General features: G+C 70.3%; 15 protein-coding genes. 11 read left to right on the top strand and 4 right to left on the bottom strand.

Annotated features, from left to right (window positions below; genetic code table 11):
* The first annotated feature begins 129 nt into the window (after positions 1–129).
* The 11 genes from uvrA (at position 130) to GH747_RS19170 (ending at position 12,764) form a co-directional block, all read left to right on the top strand.
* On the top strand, positions 130–3,240 hold the full coding sequence (uvrA, locus tag GH747_RS19220; protein ID WP_149771232.1) for an excinuclease ABC subunit UvrA: 3,111 nt from the start codon (positions 130–132) through the stop codon (positions 3,238–3,240).
* An 84-nt stretch (positions 3,241–3,324) separates the two neighbouring features.
* Entirely contained in the window at positions 3,325–3,828 is a 504-nt protein-coding gene (locus GH747_RS19215) for a Rieske (2Fe-2S) protein (protein WP_149771231.1), read from the top strand.
* Positions 3,829–3,870: 42 nt separating this feature from the next.
* A complete protein-coding gene (uvrC, locus tag GH747_RS19210; RefSeq protein WP_149771230.1) occupies positions 3,871–5,871 on the top strand; it encodes an excinuclease ABC subunit UvrC in 2,001 nt (666 codons plus the stop codon).
* The gene (rapZ, locus tag GH747_RS19205) at positions 5,868–6,752 is read left to right on the top strand and encodes an RNase adapter RapZ (protein WP_228553008.1); all 885 of its coding nucleotides are present in this window, start codon (positions 5,868–5,870) and stop codon (positions 6,750–6,752) included. The genes uvrC and rapZ overlap by 4 nt, the downstream gene beginning before the upstream one ends.
* Positions 6,753–6,814: 62 nt before the next feature.
* On the top strand, positions 6,815–7,726 hold the full coding sequence (locus GH747_RS19200) for a gluconeogenesis factor YvcK family protein (RefSeq protein ID WP_323740641.1): 912 nt from the start codon (positions 6,815–6,817) through the stop codon (positions 7,724–7,726).
* 142 nt (positions 7,727–7,868) lie between these two features.
* Positions 7,869–8,855: a DNA-binding protein WhiA gene (gene whiA, locus GH747_RS19195; RefSeq protein ID WP_149771228.1), complete on the top strand. Its 987-nt coding sequence runs from the start codon at positions 7,869–7,871 to the stop codon at positions 8,853–8,855.
* 110 nt (positions 8,856–8,965) lie between these two features.
* Positions 8,966–9,970 carry a type I glyceraldehyde-3-phosphate dehydrogenase gene (gap, locus tag GH747_RS19190; RefSeq protein ID WP_149771227.1) on the top strand — a complete coding sequence of 335 codons (1,005 nt, stop codon included), beginning with the start codon at positions 8,966–8,968 and terminating at the stop codon, positions 9,968–9,970.
* Between the two features lie 46 nt (positions 9,971–10,016).
* Positions 10,017–11,207, top strand: a complete 1,191-nt coding sequence (locus GH747_RS19185) for a phosphoglycerate kinase (RefSeq protein WP_149771226.1) — start codon at positions 10,017–10,019, stop codon at positions 11,205–11,207.
* Positions 11,204–12,022: a triose-phosphate isomerase gene (tpiA, locus tag GH747_RS19180; protein WP_377036097.1), complete on the top strand. Its 819-nt coding sequence runs from the start codon at positions 11,204–11,206 to the stop codon at positions 12,020–12,022. The genes GH747_RS19185 and tpiA overlap by 4 nt, the downstream gene beginning before the upstream one ends.
* 40 nt (positions 12,023–12,062) lie before the next feature.
* Positions 12,063–12,296 carry a preprotein translocase subunit SecG gene (gene secG, locus GH747_RS19175; protein ID WP_149771225.1) on the top strand — a complete coding sequence of 78 codons (234 nt, stop codon included), beginning with the start codon at positions 12,063–12,065 and terminating at the stop codon, positions 12,294–12,296.
* Positions 12,297–12,410: 114 nt separating this feature from the next.
* Complete coding sequence (locus tag GH747_RS19170; RefSeq protein WP_149771224.1) at positions 12,411–12,764, top strand: RNA polymerase-binding protein RbpA; 354 nt, start codon at positions 12,411–12,413, stop codon at positions 12,762–12,764.
* A gap of 82 nt (positions 12,765–12,846) precedes the next feature.
* Here GH747_RS19170 and pgl read toward each other — a convergent pair whose 3' ends face one another.
* From pgl to GH747_RS19150, 4 genes are all read right to left on the bottom strand, one after another.
* Positions 12,847–13,572, bottom strand: coding sequence for a 6-phosphogluconolactonase (pgl, locus tag GH747_RS19165; RefSeq protein ID WP_149771223.1), 726 nt, complete (start codon positions 13,570–13,572; stop codon positions 12,847–12,849).
* A complete protein-coding gene (locus tag GH747_RS19160; protein ID WP_149771222.1) occupies positions 13,569–14,666 on the bottom strand; it encodes a glucose-6-phosphate dehydrogenase assembly protein OpcA in 1,098 nt (365 codons plus the stop codon). Before GH747_RS19160 ends, pgl begins: the two co-directional genes overlap by 4 nt.
* Before the next feature lie 69 nt (positions 14,667–14,735).
* Entirely contained in the window at positions 14,736–16,301 is a 1,566-nt protein-coding gene (zwf, locus tag GH747_RS19155; protein WP_149771221.1) for a glucose-6-phosphate dehydrogenase, read from the bottom strand.
* Positions 16,298–17,938 (bottom strand): glucose-6-phosphate isomerase, encoded by a 1,641-nt coding sequence (locus GH747_RS19150; RefSeq protein ID WP_149771220.1) that lies wholly within the window; start codon positions 17,936–17,938, stop codon positions 16,298–16,300. The genes zwf and GH747_RS19150 overlap by 4 nt, the downstream gene beginning before the upstream one ends.
* Positions 17,939–17,943: the final 5 nt, after the last annotated feature.

The following is a 17,943-nucleotide window of genomic DNA, read 5'->3' as shown; positions in this document are numbered from 1 at the left end:
CAGATCGGACTTGTCAGACCCCGACAGTACGATTGACGAGGTGGGTCGAGCCCTGCCTGGCTGCGCCTGCAGCCCTGTCGTCAGACAGTCAATCCCTCGACCGGCGAGACCCCCAGGAAGGCTGATCACGTGGCAGATCGACTGCTCATCCGCGGCGCCCGCGAGCACAACCTCAAGGACGTCTCTCTCGAGCTTCCGCGTGACGCGATGATCGTCTTCACGGGCCTCTCGGGCTCCGGCAAGTCGTCGCTCGCGTTCGACACGATCTTCGCCGAGGGTCAGCGCCGCTACGTCGAGAGCCTCTCCGCGTACGCCCGTCAGTTCCTCGGGCAGATGGACAAGCCGGACGTCGACTTCATCGAGGGTCTCTCGCCGGCGGTCTCGATCGACCAGAAGTCGACCTCGCGCAACCCGCGGTCGACCGTCGGCACGATCACGGAGGTCTACGACTACCTCCGCCTCCTGTACGCCCGCATCGGCCACCCGCACTGCCCGACCTGCGGCGAGGCCATCACGAAGCAGACGCCGCAGCAGATCGTCGACCGGATCATGGAGATGGAGGAGGGCACCCGCTTCCAGGTCCTCGCGCCGGTGATCCGCGGACGCAAGGGCGAATACCTCGACCTCTTCCGGCAGCTGCAGTCCCAGGGCTACAGCCGCGCGCGGGTCGACGGCGTCGTGCACAACCTCGCCGACGAGCCGCCGACGCTGGCGAAGCAGAAGAAGCACCACATCGAGGTCGTCGTCGACCGCCTGTCGGTCAAGCCGACGTCGCAGCAGCGCATCACCGACTCCGTCGAGACGGCCCTCAACCTCGCGGACGGGCTGGTCCTCCTCGACTTCGTCGACCTCCCCGAGGACGACCTCGGGCGTGTGCGCCGCTTCTCCGAGAAGCTGGCCTGCCCCAACGAGCACCCCCTGGCCGTCGACGAGCTCGAGCCCCGCTCGTTCTCCTTCAACGCGCCGTTCGGCGCGTGCCCGGAGTGCAGCGGCCTCGGCACCCGCATGGAGGTCGACCCCGAGCTCGTCGTGCCCGACCCGTCGTTGTCCCTCGACGACGGCGCGATCGCCCCGTGGTCGGCCGCGCACGTCGCCGACTACTTCGGGCGCCTCATCGACGCGCTCGCCGAGGAGCTCGGGTTCACGACGGACACCCCGTACGAGGACCTGCCGACCGCCGCCCGCAAGGCGCTGCTCGAGGGCCACCCGACACAGGTGCACGTCCACTACCGCAACCGCTACGGGCGCGAGCGCTCCTACTGGAGCAGCTTCGAAGGCGTCATCCCCTACGTCGTACGCCGCCACGCCGAGGCCGAGTCCGACATGAGCCGCGAGCGGCTCGAGGGCTACATGCGCGAGGTGCCGTGCCCCGCGTGCGGCGGCACCCGTCTCAAGCCCGTGATCCTCGGCGTCACGACCCGCTCCGCGAGCCTCGGCGAGAAGAACATCGCCGAGGTCGCCGCGCTGTCGATCGACGAGGCTGCCCGCTACCTCGCCGACCTCGAGCTGTCCGAACGTGAGCGCCACATCGGCGAGCGGGTGCTCAAGGAGATCCACGAGCGCCTCCGGTTCCTCCTCGACGTCGGCCTCGACTACCTGTCGCTCGAGCGCACCGCCGGATCGCTGTCCGGTGGCGAGGCCCAGCGCATCCGGCTCGCGACGCAGATCGGCGCCGGCCTGGTCGGCGTGCTGTACGTGCTCGACGAGCCGTCCATCGGGCTGCACCAGCGTGACAACCACCGGCTGATCGAGACTCTGATCCGCCTGCGCGACCTCGGCAACACCCTGATCGTGGTGGAGCACGACGAGGACACGATCCGTGCCTCCGACTGGGTGGTCGACATCGGCCCGGGCGCCGGCGAGCACGGCGGCCAGGTGCTGGTGTCGGGACCGATCGACGCCCTGTACGAGTCCGAGGACTCGCTCACCGGCGCCTATCTCTCCGGCCGCAAGGAGATCGCGGTCCCCGCCGAGCGGCGGCCGCGGCGCGAGGGCCACGAGCTGGTGGTCCGCGGTGCTCGCGAGCACAACCTCCGCGGCATCGACGTCGCCTTCCCGCTGGGGCAGCTCGTCGCAGTGACAGGGGTGTCAGGGTCGGGCAAGTCGACCCTCGTCAACGACATCCTCTACACGTCGTTGGCCCGCACCCTCTACAACGCACGAACCATCCCCGGCCGCCACAAGGAGATCACGGGCGTCGAGCTGGTCGACAAGGTGATCCACGTCGACCAGTCGCCGATCGGTCGCACGCCTCGCTCGAACCCGGCCACCTACACCGGCGTCTGGGACCACGTCCGCAAGTTGTTCGCGGCGACGCCCGAGGCCAAGGTGCGCGGCTACCAGCAGGGCCGGTTCTCGTTCAACGTCAAGGGCGGCCGCTGCGAGGCGTGCTCCGGCGACGGCACCATCAAGATCGAGATGAACTTCCTGCCCGACGTCTACGTCCCGTGCGAGGTGTGCCACGGCGCCCGCTACAACCGCGAGACGCTCGAGGTCCACTACAAGGGCAAGACCGTCGCCGAGGTCCTCGACATGCCGATCGAGGAGGCGCTCGGGTTCTTCGAGGCCATCCCGGCGATCTCGCGCCACCTCAAGACGCTCGCCGAGGTCGGCCTCGGCTACGTCCGCCTGGGCCAGCCTGCGCCGACGCTGTCGGGCGGTGAGGCACAGCGCGTCAAGCTGGCCGCCGAGCTCCAGAAGCGACAGACCGGTCGCACCCTCTACGTGCTCGATGAGCCGACCACGGGCCTGCACTTCGAGGACATCCGCAAGCTGCTCGGTGTCCTCGGCCAGCTCGTCGACCAGGGCAACTCGGTGATCGTCATCGAGCACAACCTCGATGTGATCAAGACCGCAGACTGGCTGGTCGACATGGGCCCCGAGGGCGGATCCCGCGGCGGCACGCTGGTCGCTGCCGGCACCCCCGAGGAGGTCGCCGCCACGCCGGCGAGCTTCACGGGCCAGTTCCTCAAGCCGCTGCTCGAAGGGCGCGAGGCCAAGCAGCCGGTCACACAGCCCGCGCTCGATCTCGCACCGGTCGGTCGCACCCGCAAGGGCTCGGGCCGTACGGCGTCGGCGAAGGCCGCGCGTGCGTCGGCGCGAGAGGCGGCCAAGGCGGCGGCACCGGCCAAGGCGGCGGCACCGGCCAAGAAGGCGGTCGCTGCGAAGAAGGCAGCACCCGCCAAGAAGGCGGTCGCCAAGAAGGTCGCCGCCAAGAAGACGGCGAAGAAGTCGTCCTGACCGCACTCGCGAAGTTGCGGGCACCTCTCGGCTGTGGGGATCGTTGAACGTTCCACCGACTGCATCACCAACGAGAGGCGAGGCATGACCGACAACCGAAGCACGGCCAGCTCGATCCGGCGCCGCACCGTCATCCACGGAGCCGGCGCCGTCGGCGGGACGGTGGTCGCCGGAGGGCTCCTCGCAGCGTGCGGCTCGGACGGTGGGTCGTCGAGCGGCGAGACGAGCGCGCCGCCGGCCGAGAGCGCGACGTCGCCCGCACCCGAGGCGACGACCGAAGGCGGGGCTACCACGGGCGGCGGCACCGAGCTGGGCCCGGCGAGCGACGTGCAGGTGGGGAGCGGGCGCTTCTACGAGTCCGAGAAGGTCATCGTCACCCAGCCGACCGAGGGCACCTTCAAGGGGTTCTCCTCGGTCTGCACCCACCAGGGGTGCGCCGTGAGCATGGTCGAGGACGCCGTGATGATCTGCCCGTGCCACGGGAGCGAGTTCTCGATCTCCGACGGCGCGCCGTCGGAGGGCCCGGCGGAGCAGCCGCTGGAGTCGCGCGAGGTGCGCGTGGACGGCGACACGATCTTCTTGGTCTGACAGCGCCGTCACCTGTCGGAGCGCCCTCGTAGGGTGGTGCTTGTGGCAGATCCAGCGACGTACCGGCCCGCTCCGGGGTCCATCCCTGACGCGCCCGGCGTCTACCGGTTCCGCGACGAGCACCGTCAGGTGATCTACGTCGGCAAGGCGAAGTCGCTGCGGCCCCGCCTCTCGTCCTACTTCCAGGACATCGCAGGGCTGCACCCGCGCACCCAGCAGATGGTGACGACCGCTGCGAGCGTCGAGTGGACGGTGGTGTCCAACGAGGTCGAGGCGCTCCAGCTCGAGTACACGTGGATCAAGGAGTACGACCCGCGGTTCAACGTGAAGTACCGCGACGACAAGTCCTACCCGTGGCTCGCGGTCACCCTCAACGAGGAGTTCCCGCGAGTCACGGTCGGGCGGGGTGCCAAGCGCAAGGGCGTCCGTTACTTCGGCCCCTACAGCCACGCGTGGGCGATCCGCGAGACCGTCGACCTGCTGCTGCGGGTGTTCCCGATGCGCTCGTGCACCAACGGCGTCTTCAAGCGGTCCGCGCAGATCGGCCGCCCGTGCCTCCTGGGCTACATCGGCAAGTGCGCCGCACCCTGCGTGGGCCGCGTCTCGGAGGAGGAGCACCGGCAGATCGTCGACGACTTCTGCTCGTTCCTCGCCGGCAACACGACCACCTACATCAAGCGGCTCGAGCGCGAGATGAGGGCTGCGGCGGGGGAGCAGGAGTACGAGCGCGCCGCGCGCCTGCGCGACGACATCGATGCCCTCCGCAAGGCGCTCGACAAGAACGCCGTCGTCCTGGGCGATGCGACCGACGCCGACGTCATCGGGCTCGCCGACGACCCGCTCGAGGTCGGCATCCAGATCTTCTCCGTGCGCGGTGGGCGCATCCGCGGCCAGCGTGGCTGGGTGGCTGACAAGACCGACGACGCCGGTCCGGGCGAGATGGTCGAGCGGGCGATGATGAAGCTGTACGACGGCGAGCACGCCGACGCGATCCCGCGGGAGGTGCTCGTCCCCGCCCTGCCGGACGACGTCGATGCCGTCGCTGCCTGGCTGAGCCAGCAGCGGGGAAGCCGTGTGGCGGTCCGGGTTCCGCAGCGGGGCGACAAGCGCGCCCTGATGGAGACCGTCGAGCGCAACGCCAAGCAGTCGCTCGTGCTTCACAAGACGAAGCGCGCCAGCGACCTCACCACCCGCACACGCGCCCTCGAGGAGCTCCAGGCTGCGCTGGACCTGCCTGCGGCCCCGCTGCGGATCGAGTGCTACGACGTCTCCAACCTGCAGGGCACCGAGGTCGTCGCGTCGATGGTCGTCTTCGAGGACGGCCTGCCCCGCAAGTCCGAGTACCGACGCTTCGTCGTGCGCGGCGTCGACGGCCAGAACGACGTGGCGTCGATGCACGAGGTGATCACGCGACGCTTCCGGCGATACCTCGACGAGCGCGCTGCTCTCGCTGCACCCGAGCTCGGTGCCGACGACAACGACGGTCCCCAGCTCGTCGATCCCGACACCGGCAAGCCCCGCAAGTTCGCGTACGCACCGGGGCTCGTGGTCGTGGACGGCGGCCCTCCGCAGGTCGCTGCGGCCTACGCCGCGATGCGCGAGCTCGGCGTCGACGACATCCCGCTCTGCGGGCTCGCGAAGCGGCTCGAGGAGGTGTGGCTGCCCGACACTGATTCGACCGACGGAGGGGACCCGGTGATCCTGCCCCGCACCAGCGAGGGCCTCTATCTCCTCCAGCGGGTGCGAGACGAGGCACACCGGTTCGCGATCACCCACCACCGCGGGCGGCGTTCGCGCACCATGGTGGAGAGTGTGCTCGACGACGTGCCGGGTCTCGGCGAGGTCCGGCGCAAGGCATTGCTCCGACGGTTCGGCTCGCTCAAGAAGCTCCGGGCTGCGAGCGTCGACGAGATCGCGGAGGTGCCGGGCTTCGGGCCGCGCACCGCTGCGGCCGTGGTCGACGCCCTCACCGCTGCGGGGGCGGCGCCGGTGGCCCCTGCGGTCAACATGACAACAGGCGAGATCCTTGAGGAGGGGTCGTGACAGTCTCGGGAACCAGCACGTCCGGCGTGGACGAGATCGTCGTCGTGACCGGCATGACCGGCGCAGGCAGGAGCACGGTTGCGAAGGTCCTCGAAGACCTCGGCTACTTCGTCGTCGACAACCTGCCTCCGCAGCTGCTCGGCGACACGGTCGCGCTCTTCGGCCAGAACCACGTCGCGACACGCATCGGCGTGGTCGTGGACGCACGCTCTCGGCAGTTCTTCCCCGCGCTCGCGGGCGCGCTCGAGGGGCTGCGCGACAAGGGCCTGCGCACGACCGTGATCTACGTCGAGGCTGCGGACGAGGTCCTCGTACGCCGTCAGGAGGCCGCACGCCGCCCGCACCCCCTCCGCACCGAGGGTCGTCTGGTCGACGGCTTTCGGGTCGAGCGTGAGCTGCTGCGCGACCTGCGCTCGAGGGCCGATCTCGTGATCGACACCACCCGCCTGAACGTCCATCAGCTCTCGGCGCGGGTTTCCGCGGCGTTCGAGGATCCCGAGAGTCACCCCTTGCGGGCCACGATCGTGTCGTTCGGCTTCAAGTACGGCATCCCGGTGGACGCCGACATGGTCGCCGACATGCGGTTCCTTCCGAACCCGTTCTGGGTCGATGCGCTGCGGCCGCTGAGCGGGCTCGACGCCGCCGTCAGCGACTACGTCCTGGGCCAGCCTGACGCACTCCCGTTCCTCGACCAGTACGAAGCGCTTCTCGCCACCCTCACCGATGGATTCGTCCGCGAGAACAAGCGCTTCCTGTCGCTCGCGATCGGCTGCACCGGCGGCCGTCACCGCAGCGTCGCGATGGCGGAGGCCCTCGCTGAGCGCCTGAGGTCGCACGACGTGCGCACGCTGGTCGTCCACCGCGATCTGGGGCGCGAATGAGTTCCCCTGCGCGCCGCTCCGCGCCTGTCGGTTCACCGACGACCCAGCACAAGGTGGTCGCGATGGGAGGCGGTCACGGTCTCGCGGCGAGCCTGTCCGCGCTGCGTTTCCTGCCCAGCGAGATCACGGCCGTCGTGACCGTCGCGGACAACGGTGGGAGCTCTGGCAGGCTCCGCGACGAGCTGGGGGTCCTGCCGCCCGGCGACCTGCGCCAGGCTCTCGCGGCGCTGTGCGGCGACGACGAGTGGGGACGGACGTGGGCCCGTGTGCTGCAGCACCGCTTCGACAGCGCCGGAGATCTCGGCGGGCACGCCGTCGGCAACCTCCTCATCGTCAGCCTCTGGGAGCTGCTCGGGGATCACGTCGACGGGCTCGACTGGATCGGCCGGCTCCTCGGCGCGCGCGGACGGGTGCTCCCGATGAGCTCGATCCCGCTCGACATCGAGGCGACCGTGCGCCAGCCCGACGGCCGGGTCACCGAGATCCGCGGGCAGGCGGAGGTCGCCACCACCGCGGGCGAGGTGATGAGCGTCAGGCTCGACCCGACCGATCCGCCGGCGTCGCTCCCGGCGCTGCAGGCGGTCCGGGACGCCGACTGGGTCGTCGTGGGGCCCGGGTCGTGGTTCACGAGCGTCCTCCCGAACCTCCTGGTCCCTGACCTTTCGCGTGCGCTGCACGAGACCCAGGCGCGGCGGATGCTTGTGCTCAACCTCGAGGCGCAGCGGGGTGAGACCGAAGGCTTCTCGCCCCAGCGCCACCTCGAGGTGATCGGCGCGCACGCCCCCGACCTTCGCATCGACGTGGTCCTCGCCGACCGCGACTCCGTCGACGACGTGACCCGACTCAGCGCCGCCGCCAAGGATCTCGGCGCGGCGCTGGTGCTGGAGAGCGTCGCTCGTGGAGACGGCTCGGCCCAGCACGATCCGCTGCGCCTCGCCGCGACGTACGAACGCATCATGCGGCTCCCGCTGTGAGGGGCCGGACCGGCTCTCCCGTACCACTCGGGTGGTCGTGCGCGAGCGCCTCCATGGAGCCACGGCAGGACCGACGCACGCGTACAGTGGCGCAGGAGGATCCGCGCCAGGGGCCGGCGTGGACGTTCAGAGGAGTACGCGTATGGCGATGACCGCACAGGTGAAGTCCGAGCTGTCGAGCACGTCGGTCACGAAGGCGTGCTGTCGCAAGGCGGAGGTCTCGTCGCTGCTGAGGTTCGGCGGCGGTCTGCACCTCGTCAGCGGCACGATCGTCGTCGAGGCGGAGGTCGACACCGGTGCGGCCGCTCGGCGGCTGCGCAACGACATCGCCGACGTCTACGGGCACGCGAGCGAGGTCCAGGTGCTGCAGGGGAGCGGCATCCGGAAGGGCACCCGCTGGGTCGTCCGGGTGACGCGTGACGGCGCCGCGCTCGCCCGCCAGACCGGGCTGCTCGACGGCGCCAACCGCCCGATCCGCGGTCTGCCGCCGCAGGTCGTCTCCGGCGCCACGTGCGACGCGGTGGCGGCGTGGCGCGGCGCGTTCCTGGCGCGCGGATCGCTGACCGAGCCCGGCCGCTCCTCGGCGCTCGAGGTGACCTGCCCTGGCCCGGAGGCGGCGCTGGCGCTCGTGGGTGCCGCTCGTCGGCTCGGCATCCAGGGGAAGGCACGCGAGGTCCGCGGGGTCGACCGGGTCGTGATCCGCGACGGCGAGGCGATCGGCGCGCTGCTCACCCGGCTCGGGGCGCACGAGTCGCTGCTGGCGTGGGAGGAGCGCCGGATGCGCCGCGAGGTGCGGGCCACGGCCAACCGCCTCGCGAACTTCGACGACGCCAACCTGCGCCGCTCCGCGCGTGCCGCGGTCGCCGCCGGAGCACGGGTCCAGCGGGCGCTGGAGATCCTCGCCGACGACATCCCCGACCACCTCAAGACCGCGGGCCGGTTGCGCGTCGAGCACAAGCAGGCGAGCCTGGAGGAGCTGGGTCAGCTCCACGACCCGGCGCTCACGAAAGATGCGATCGCGGGCCGGATCCGGCGCCTGCTGGCCATGGCGGACAAGCGGGCCGCCGAGCTCGGGATCCCCGACACCGAGGCGAGTCTCACCGACGAGATGCTGGCCGACGGGGCGTGATCTCAGGCCCCGACGCCCTGTGCGTGGCCGTCGGGAGGCCGCGATAGGGTCGTATCGATCGTGAAAGTCGATCAAACAACCCTGATGAGTGATCCTCGAAGGAGAGCGTCGTGACCGTGCGCGTAGGTATCAACGGATTCGGCCGCATCGGCCGCAACTTCTTCCGGGCCGCACTGGCCTCGGGCGCAGAGTTCGAGATCGTCGCCGTGAACGATCTGACCGACAACAAGACCCTCGCGACCCTTCTCAAGTACGACTCGATCCTGGGTCGCCTCTCCGAGGACGTCTCCTACGACGAGACGTCGATCACCGTCGGCGGCCGCAGCATCAAGGCGTTCGAGGAGCGCGACCCGTCGGCTCTGCCGTGGGGCGACCTCGGCGTCGACATCGTCATCGAGTCGACCGGCTTCTTCACCGACGCCACCAAGGCCCAGGCGCACATCGACGCCGGTGCCAAGAAGGTGCTGATCTCCGCGCCCGCCAAGAACGAGGACCTGACGGTCGTCATGGGCGTCAACGAGAACCTGTACGACCCCGCGTCGCACAACATCGTCTCCAACGCGTCGTGCACGACCAACTGCCTCGCGCCGATGGCGAAGGCGCTCAACGACGGCCTCGGCATCGAGCGTGGCCTGATGACGACGATCCACGCCTACACGCAGGACCAGAACCTCCAGGATGGTCCCCACTCGGACCTCCGCCGTGCGCGTGCCGCCGCCCTCAACATCGTCCCGACCTCGACCGGCGCTGCGAAGGCCGTCAGCCTCGTCCTCCCCGAGCTCAAGGGCAAGCTCGACGGCTACGCCCTCCGTGTCCCGGTTCCGACCGGCTCCGCGACCGACCTCACCTTCACCGCCTCGCGCGAGACGTCGGTCGAGGAGGTCAACGCGATCGTCAAGGCTGCCGCCGAGGGACCGCTCAAGGGCTTCCTCGTCTACACCGAGGACCCGATCGTCTCGACCGACATCGTCACCGACCCGGCGTCGTGCATCTTCGACTCCGGCCTGACCAAGGTCATCGGTGACCAGGTCAAGGTCGTCGGCTGGTACGACAACGAGTGGGGCTACTCCAACCGCCTCGTCGACCTCACCTCGTACGTCGGCTCGTCGCTCTGAGCGACACCTCGATCAGGTTCGTGCCACACCTCTCCTGGGGAGCCATGTGAAGACCATCGACGACCTCGGTGACCTGCGCGGCAAGCGCGTTCTCGTCCGTAGCGACCTGAACGTCCCGCTCGACGGCGCCACCATCACCGACGACGGTCGCGTCCGCGCGAGCGTCCCGACGATCCGCCGCCTCGCCGATGCGGGCGCCAAGGTCGTCGTGACCGCGCACCTCGGTCGTCCCAAGGGCGCGCCGGACCCGGCCTTCTCGCTGGAGCCGGTCGCGGTGCGGCTGGCCGAGGTGCTCGGTCAGGACGTCGCGTTCGCGAGCGACACCGTCGGCGCATCCGCGCACGAGGTCGTCGCCGCTCTCGGCGACGGTGAGGTGGCCGTCCTCGAGAACGTCCGCTTCAACGCGGGGGAGACGAGCAAGGACGACGCCGAGCGTGGTGCGTTCGCCGACCAGCTCGCCGAGCTCGCCGACGCGTTCGTGTCGGACGGCTTCGGGGTGGTGCACCGCAAGCAGGCCAGCGTGTACGACATCGCCGAGCGGCTCCCGGCGGCAGCCGGCGGGCTCGTGCTGGCCGAGGTCGAGGTGCTCAAGCGGCTGACCGAGGATCCCGAGCGCCCCTACACGGTCGTCCTCGGCGGATCCAAGGTCTCCGACAAGCTCGGGGTCATCGACAACCTGATCGAGAAGGCCGACGCCCTGCTGATCGGTGGCGGGATGGTCTTCACGTTCCTCGCTGCACAGGGCCACGACGTCGGCACCTCCTTGCTCGAGTCGGACCAGATCGACACGGTCAAGGGCTACCTCGCCCGCGCCGCCGAGAAGGGCGTGGACATCGTCCTGCCGACCGACATCGTGGTGGCCCCGGCGTTCTCCGCCGACGCTCCTGCAACCACCGTCGCTGCCGACGCGATCCCGTCCGACCAGATGGGTCTCGACATCGGGCCCGAGTCCGGTGCGGCGTTCGCACGTCTCGTGGCCGGGTCTCGGACGGTCTTCTGGAACGGTCCGATGGGTGTGTTCGAGTTCGCGGCGTTCGCGGCCGGCACGAAGGCCGTCGCCCAGGCCCTGACCGAGGTCGACGGGCTGTCGGTCGTCGGAGGTGGCGACTCTGCTGCGGCGGTGCGCCGCCTCGGCTTCGACGACGACCAGTTCGGCCACATCTCGACCGGCGGTGGCGCGTCGCTCGAGTTCCTTGAGGGACGCGAGCTCCCCGGCCTGCAGATCCTGGAGGGATGACGACCATGGCGCAGCAGCAGCGTGTCCCGCTCATCGCGGGCAACTGGAAGATGAACCAGAACCACCAGGAAGCGGTGGTCCTGGTCCAGAAGCTGTCCTGGGTGCTCCAGGACAAGAAGCACGACTACGAGCGGGTCGAGGTGACCGTCGTCCCGCCCTTCACCGACCTTCGCAGCGTGCAGACGATCGTCGACGGCGACCGCATGCGGATCACCTACGGCGCCCAGGACGTGTCCGTCCACGACGCCGGCGCCTACACCGGCGAGATCTCGGCGTCGATGCTCGCGAAGCTCGGCTGCTCGTACGTCGTCGTCGGCCACTCCGAGCGTCGCGAGTACCACGGCGAGGACGACGCGCTCGTCGCCGCCAAGGCACTGAAGGCGATCGACGCCGGGATGACCCCGATCGTGTGCGTCGGCGAGGGTCTCGACATCCGCAACGAGGGCACCCACGTCGCTCACTGCACCCAGCAGGTCGAGGGTTCCCTCGCCGGGCTCAGCCCCGACCAGGTCGCCGAGGCGGTCATCGCGTACGAGCCGGTGTGGGCCATCGGCACCGGTGAGGTCGCCACCCCCGAGGACGCGCAGGAGGTCTGCGAGGCCATCCGTGCGCAGGTCGCCAAGACGTGGTCTTCGCAGGCGGCGGAGCGGGTGCGTATCCTGTACGGAGGATCGGTGAAGGCAGCGAACGCTGCCGCTATCATGGCTCAGCCCGACGTGGACGGAGCTCTGGTCGGCGGCGCGAGCCTCCAGGCGGAGGAGTTCGCCGCCATCTGCCGGTTCTACGACCTCCCCGATCTGTCCGGCGTGGCCTGAGCCACGCCTGACCGTACGACGCGACCAAAGGACGATCCTCGTGATCCTCACCTTCTCGATCCTGCTCATCCTGTCGAGCCTCCTGCTCATCGTCCTCGTGCTCATGCACAAGGGCCGCGGCGGAGGTCTCTCGGACATGTTCGGCGGCGGGGTCTCGAGCAGCCTCGGTGGCTCCTCGGTCGCCGAGCGCAACCTCGACCGCATCACGGTCGGCACGGCAGTGATCTGGGCGATCAGCGTGGTCGCCCTCGGTCTGCTCTTCAAGTGGAGCTGACCCACTTTTCTTGATCGCGGCACCTCGACCCGGGGTGCCGCGCCGTTTTACACTTCTGATCGACCCGGCACGCGCCGGTGCTGATCACTGCGACGAGGGGCGAGGAGTCCATAGGTGTCAGGCGGTGCCATTCGAGGGAGTCGGGTCGGTTCGGGCCCGATGGGGGAGGCCGAGCGCGGGGACGCCGCGCCGCGTCAGGCGATCTCCTTCTTCTGTTCCAACACGCACACCACGGTGCTGAGCTTCGCGATCGAGGCGGAGGTGCCCGAGTCCTGGGACTGCCCCCGTTGCGGTCTTCCGGCGAGCCAGGATCACGAGAACCCGCCGACGGCTCCGAAGATCGAGCCCTACAAGACGCACCTCGCCTACGTGAAGGAGCGCCGTAGCGACGACGAGGCCGAGCAGATCCTCACCGAGGCGCTCGAGACGCTGCGGGCGCGACGCGCGCGCGGCGAGGTCATCTACTGATCCGAGCCGACGCGACCTGAGGCGTTGCGGATCGACGTCCGACCAGGGTTCTGGTCGTGATGTCGATGCGCAGCGCCTCAGATCATGTCGGGGGAAGGCGTGACGCCGCGCCCTCGTCGAGCATCCAGAGTGTCTGCTCGGTGCCGCGTACGCCGGCGGCCGGTGTCTCCGTGAGATCGCCGTCGCGCAGGGCACGGGCCACGGCATCGGCCTTGCCGTCGCCGGAGACCAAGAGCCAGATCTCGCGGCCGCGGTTCAGCGCGGCGAACGACAGGCTGATCCGCGCTGGCGGCGGCTTGGGCGAGTCGGCCTCGGCGATCGTGTCGCGGTCGAGCACGCTCAGCGACGGTTTCCCTGGGAACAACGAGGCGACGTGGCCGTCCGGACCGACGCCGAGCATGACGATGTCGAACACGCGGTCACGGACCACGTCGGCGTAGGCGTCTGCGGCCGCATCGAGCCCGCCGGAGCCGTCGTCCGCCCCCATGGCGTGGACACGTGCTGGATCGACGTCGACGTGGTCGAGCAGGGCGCGGCGGGCCTGGCCCTCGTTGCGGTCGGAGCTGTCGGCGGCGACGAACCGCTCGTCGCCCCAGAACAGCTCGACGCGGGACCAGTCGACGCGGTCGCCCGATCGTTCAGCCACCTCGCGGTGCACCTTGTCGGCGATCGTGCCGCCGGTGAGCACGACGCTCGGGATGTGCCCTTGCGCCTGCAGAGCCGCGAGCGTCGAGACCAGCTGGTCGGCGACTGCCCCTGCGAGGCTGTCGGCGTCGCGCTCGACGAGGACCTCGGCGCCGGCGCTCATCGGGTGCGCTCCGACTTCGCGCCGGCCTTGGCGCTGGGCTTCCCGGCCTTCGGCGCGCCTGCCTTCGGCGCACCGGTCTTCGCGGTGCCGGTCTTCGCGGTGCCGGTCTTCGTGGTCTTCGCAGGGGTGGCCTTCGCGGCCTTCGCCGCCTGCTTCGGGGCGGGCTTCTTCGCGGTCCGCCCGCCACGGGACTCCCGCTTCAGGAGGTGATCGATCGTGTCGCGGTAGATGTCGTCCTCGTCGAGCCGACGCAGGTCCTCTGCCAGCAGCTCGGCGGTCGGGCGCCTTCGCAGCGCGACGGTGCGGTCCGCCTCCCCGGGGACGACGAAGCGGCCGTTGCGTCCGTCGTGCCGCACGACCGCCACGTCGCCGATCGTCGAGTGCAGCCGTACCTCGGTGATCCCCGGGCCCCGGGAGACGTGCTGCTCGACGGGCACCTTGAGCCGCGACTCGAGCCACGCGGCGAGCAGGTCGGCGCTCGGGTTGCCCCGCTCGGCGATCACGGTCCCGGCCGTCACCTTGAGCTCCACCTGGTCGAGCGCGGCGGCCAGCAGTGCCCGCCACGGTGTCAGGCGGGTCCAGGCGAGATCGGTGTCGCCGGGCTGGTAGGCGCGGGCGACCCGGATCATCGCCGCGTGCCGGGTGCGGGACGAGGCGGCCGCGTCGGTGATCCGACGCGTCGCCAGCGACCCCAGCGGGTCCTGGGCCGGCGCCTTGGGAGCGGATCCGGGCCACCACGCGACGACGGGGGAGTCGGGCAGCAGGAGCGGGAGGACCACGCCCTCCGCGTGCTGCGTGAGCTCACCGCTCATCCGCAGGATCACGGACTCGCCCGCGCTGTCGTTGCCGATCCGGACCTGCGCGTCGAGGCTCGCGGGCCCACGCTTCTCGCGCAGGATCACCCCGAGCACACGTGCGGGGTGCTCACGGGAGATGACCCGCGACGCCCGCATCGCGTCGTAGTAGCGCGCCTCGTCCGTGACGACGATCAGCGTGAGCACCATGCCCATCGCGGGGCTCCCGGCGGCGATGCGTGCCTTCACCAGGGCTGCAGCGACGGCACTGGCGCTGGTGTCGTTCAGGTCGACCTTCATCGCTCTCCTCGGTCCTCGCTGCTGCTCACCGTGCTCCTCGTGCTCGCGGTGCGGGCGGCGTACGCGACGTCATGGACGCCGCCACGCCCGCCCGTCACGCTCCAGCATCGCGTCGGCCGACGCGGGGCCCCACCCTCCGGACGGGTACGCGTCGGGCTGGTCTGAGCCCTTCTCCGACTGCTTCGCCCAGTATTCGATGATCGGGTCGAGGATCTTCCACGAGAGCTCGACCTCCTCCTGCTGCGGGAACAGCGGCGGGTCCCCGAGGAGGACGTCCAGGATCAGGCGCTCGTACGCCTCGGGGCTGGACTCGACGAACGTGCCGCCGTAGGCGAAGTCCATGTTGACGTCACGCAGCTCCATCGCCGTGCCGGGCACCTTCGAGCCGAAGCGCACCGTCACACCCTCGTCGGGCTGGATGCGCATGACGATCGCGTTCTGGGTCAGCTCGCTGGTGTCGTACTTCGCGAACGGCTGGTGCGGGGCTCGCTTGAACACCACGGCGATCTCGGTGACCCGTCGCGCCAGGCGCTTGCCGGTACGGAGGTAGAACGGCACGCCGGCCCACCGTCGCGTCTCGATGTCCAGCCGGATGGCGGCGTACGTCTCGGTGGCCGACGTCGCGGGGATGTCCTCCTCGTCGAGGTATCCGCGGACCTTGAGGCCACCGGCCCAGCCGGCGACGTACTGGCCGCGCGCGGTGTGGAGGTCCATCCGCTCCGGCGGTCGCGCCTGCGCGAGAACCTTCTGCTTCTCGAGGCGCAGGCTCCGTGCGCTGAACGAGACCGGCGGCTCCATCGCGACCAGGGCCATCAGCTGGAGGAGGTGGTTCTGGATGACGTCGCGTGCGGCGCCGATGCCGTCGTAGTAGCCGGCGCGGCCACCGATGCCGACGTCCTCGGCCATCGTGATCTGGACGTGGTCGACGTAGTGCGCGTTCCAGACCGGCTCGAACAGCTCGTTGGCGAAACGGAACGCCAGGATGTTCTGGACGGTCTCCTTGCCGAGGTAGTGGTCGATCCGGAACACGGCCTCGGGCGGGAAGACGTCGGACACGACGTCGTCGAGCTCGATCGCGCTCTCGAGATCGTGCCCGAACGGCTTCTCGATCACCACACGACGCCACGAGTCGGCGCGCGGGTCGGCCAGTCCGTGCTTCTTGATCTGTCCGACGACCGTGGCGAAGAACCCGGGCGGGATCGACAGGTAGAACGCGTAGTTGCCGCCGGTGCCTCGCTCGAGATCGAGGTCCTCGACCGTCTTCACGAGCTGCTCGAAGGCCTCGTCGTCGTCGAACGATCCGGAGACGAAGCGGAAACCCTCCGCGAGCTGTCGCCAGACCTCCTCACGGAACTCCGTGCGCGCATAGCGCTTGACCGACTCGTAGACGACCTCCGCGAAGTCCTGGTCCTCCCACTCGCGCCGGGCGAACCCGACCAGGGAGAAGCCCGGCGGCAGGAGACCGCGGTTCGCGAGGTCGTACACGGCGGGCATGAGCTTCTTGCGCGACAGGTCGCCGGTGACGCCGAAGATCACCAGGCAGCTGGGGCCGGCGATCCGGGGCAGGCGCCGGTCCTCCGGCTGGCGGAGCGGGTTCACGTACGGCGCGGGGCCACCGCGCCCGGCGCGGCTCACGCGATCGCTTCCCGCAGCGTGGATCGGGCTGCGTCGGAGCCATCGAGGTGCAACCGCAGCACGGGGCGGCCGTGGTCCGTCAGCACACCGGCGTCACCGACGGCCTGCGCGAGCAGGAACTCGCCGAAGGTGAACGGGCGCCCGGGCACCGCGAGATCCTGGTCGGGATCGCCGGTGACCTGGAGGTAGACGCCGGTCGCCGGACCGCCCTTGTGGTACTGGCCGGTCGAGTGGAGGAAGCGAGGCCCCCAGCCGAACGTCGTCGGGCGCCCGGTCCGGGAGGCAAGGGTGTCGCGTGCATCGGCCAGCTCGACCTGCCGGAACCGGTCGAGGTAGGCCTGGACGGCGACGTAGCCGTGCTCGGGGTCGAGCTCGTCGAGCAACGACGCGACCGCCGTACGGACGCTGGTGGCGTCCTCGGGGAGCCAGCCCGTGTAGTCGTAGACGGTGATGCCGCCGTCGGTGAACACCGCGACCGGCGCCTCCGACGACCCCTCGAGCATCGCGCGTGCGGCCTGCTTGGCGCTCTCGACGTCGGGCTGGTCGAAGGGGTTGATCCCGATCAGCCTGCCCGCGACTGCCGTCGTGTACTCCCAGAGGACGAACAGCGCACCGAGCGGCGCGTCCACCGCGAACGCGTAGCCCGACGCCGGCACCGGGTGGTCCTCCGACATCGGCCCGATCATGCCGAGCACCTCGTCGGCGGTGCTCGGGTCGGCGTTCGGGGCGTCGGGGCTCGCGACGACGACGGGGAGGATGCCCCGACCCTGCTTGCCGGTCGACTCGGCGACCAGCTGCTCGGCCCAGTCGCCGAAGCCGGCATTCGCCGAACCCGCGTCGGCGAGCACGAGCTTGTCGACACCCGACTGGTTGGCAAGGCCGAGCAGAGCGCCGAGCACCAGTGCCGGGTTGGTCTCGTCGTCGGCAGCGACGTCCTCGGCGATCTCGTCGGCCTGCTGGAGGAGGCCTGCGATGTCGGCACCAGCGAGCCCGCTCGGCACGAGACCGAACGCGGTCAGCGCCGAGTAGCGGCCACCGATCTGCGGGTCGGCGTGGAAGACGCGGTATCCCTTGCCGGTCGCCTCGGCATCGAGCGGCGAGCCCGGGTCGGTGACGACCACGATACGGGCGGCCGGATCGATGCCGGCCACCTCGAACGCGTGCTCGTACGCGCGCCGCTGGCTGTCGGTCTCCACGGTGCCGCCGGACTTGCTCGAGACCACGACGACCGTGCGCTCGAGGTCCACGGCGATCGCCTCGCGGACCATGTCGGGGTCGGACGAGTCCAGCACCGTCAACGGGACGCCCGCGGTCGCGCAGATCACCTCCGGGGCGAGCGACGAACCGCCCATCCCGCACAGGACCACGCGGTCGACACCCGCCGTACGGAGCTCCTCGCGCAGCGCCTCGACCTGGGCCACCAACGGCACCGACGTGACGTGCAGGTCGGTCCACCCGAGACGCTTGCTCGCCTCGTCCTCGGCCTCGGGTCCCCACAGCGTGGCGTCGTGCTCGGAGATCCGGCTGGCGACCCGGTCCGCGACGAGCTGCTCGATGACCGCATCGAGGGACCCCTCGTCGGGGTAGGCGAGGCCGAGCTCGAAGCCGGCCGGAACAGGTGCGTCGTCTGTCTCCACCGATT

Source organism: Mumia xiangluensis, from assembly GCF_010994095.1.
Taxonomy (GTDB): domain Bacteria; phylum Actinomycetota; class Actinomycetes; order Propionibacteriales; family Nocardioidaceae; genus Mumia; species Mumia xiangluensis.
The sequence above is the reverse complement of the archived record's forward strand: the minus strand, read 5'-3'. Positions and strand labels throughout refer to the sequence as shown.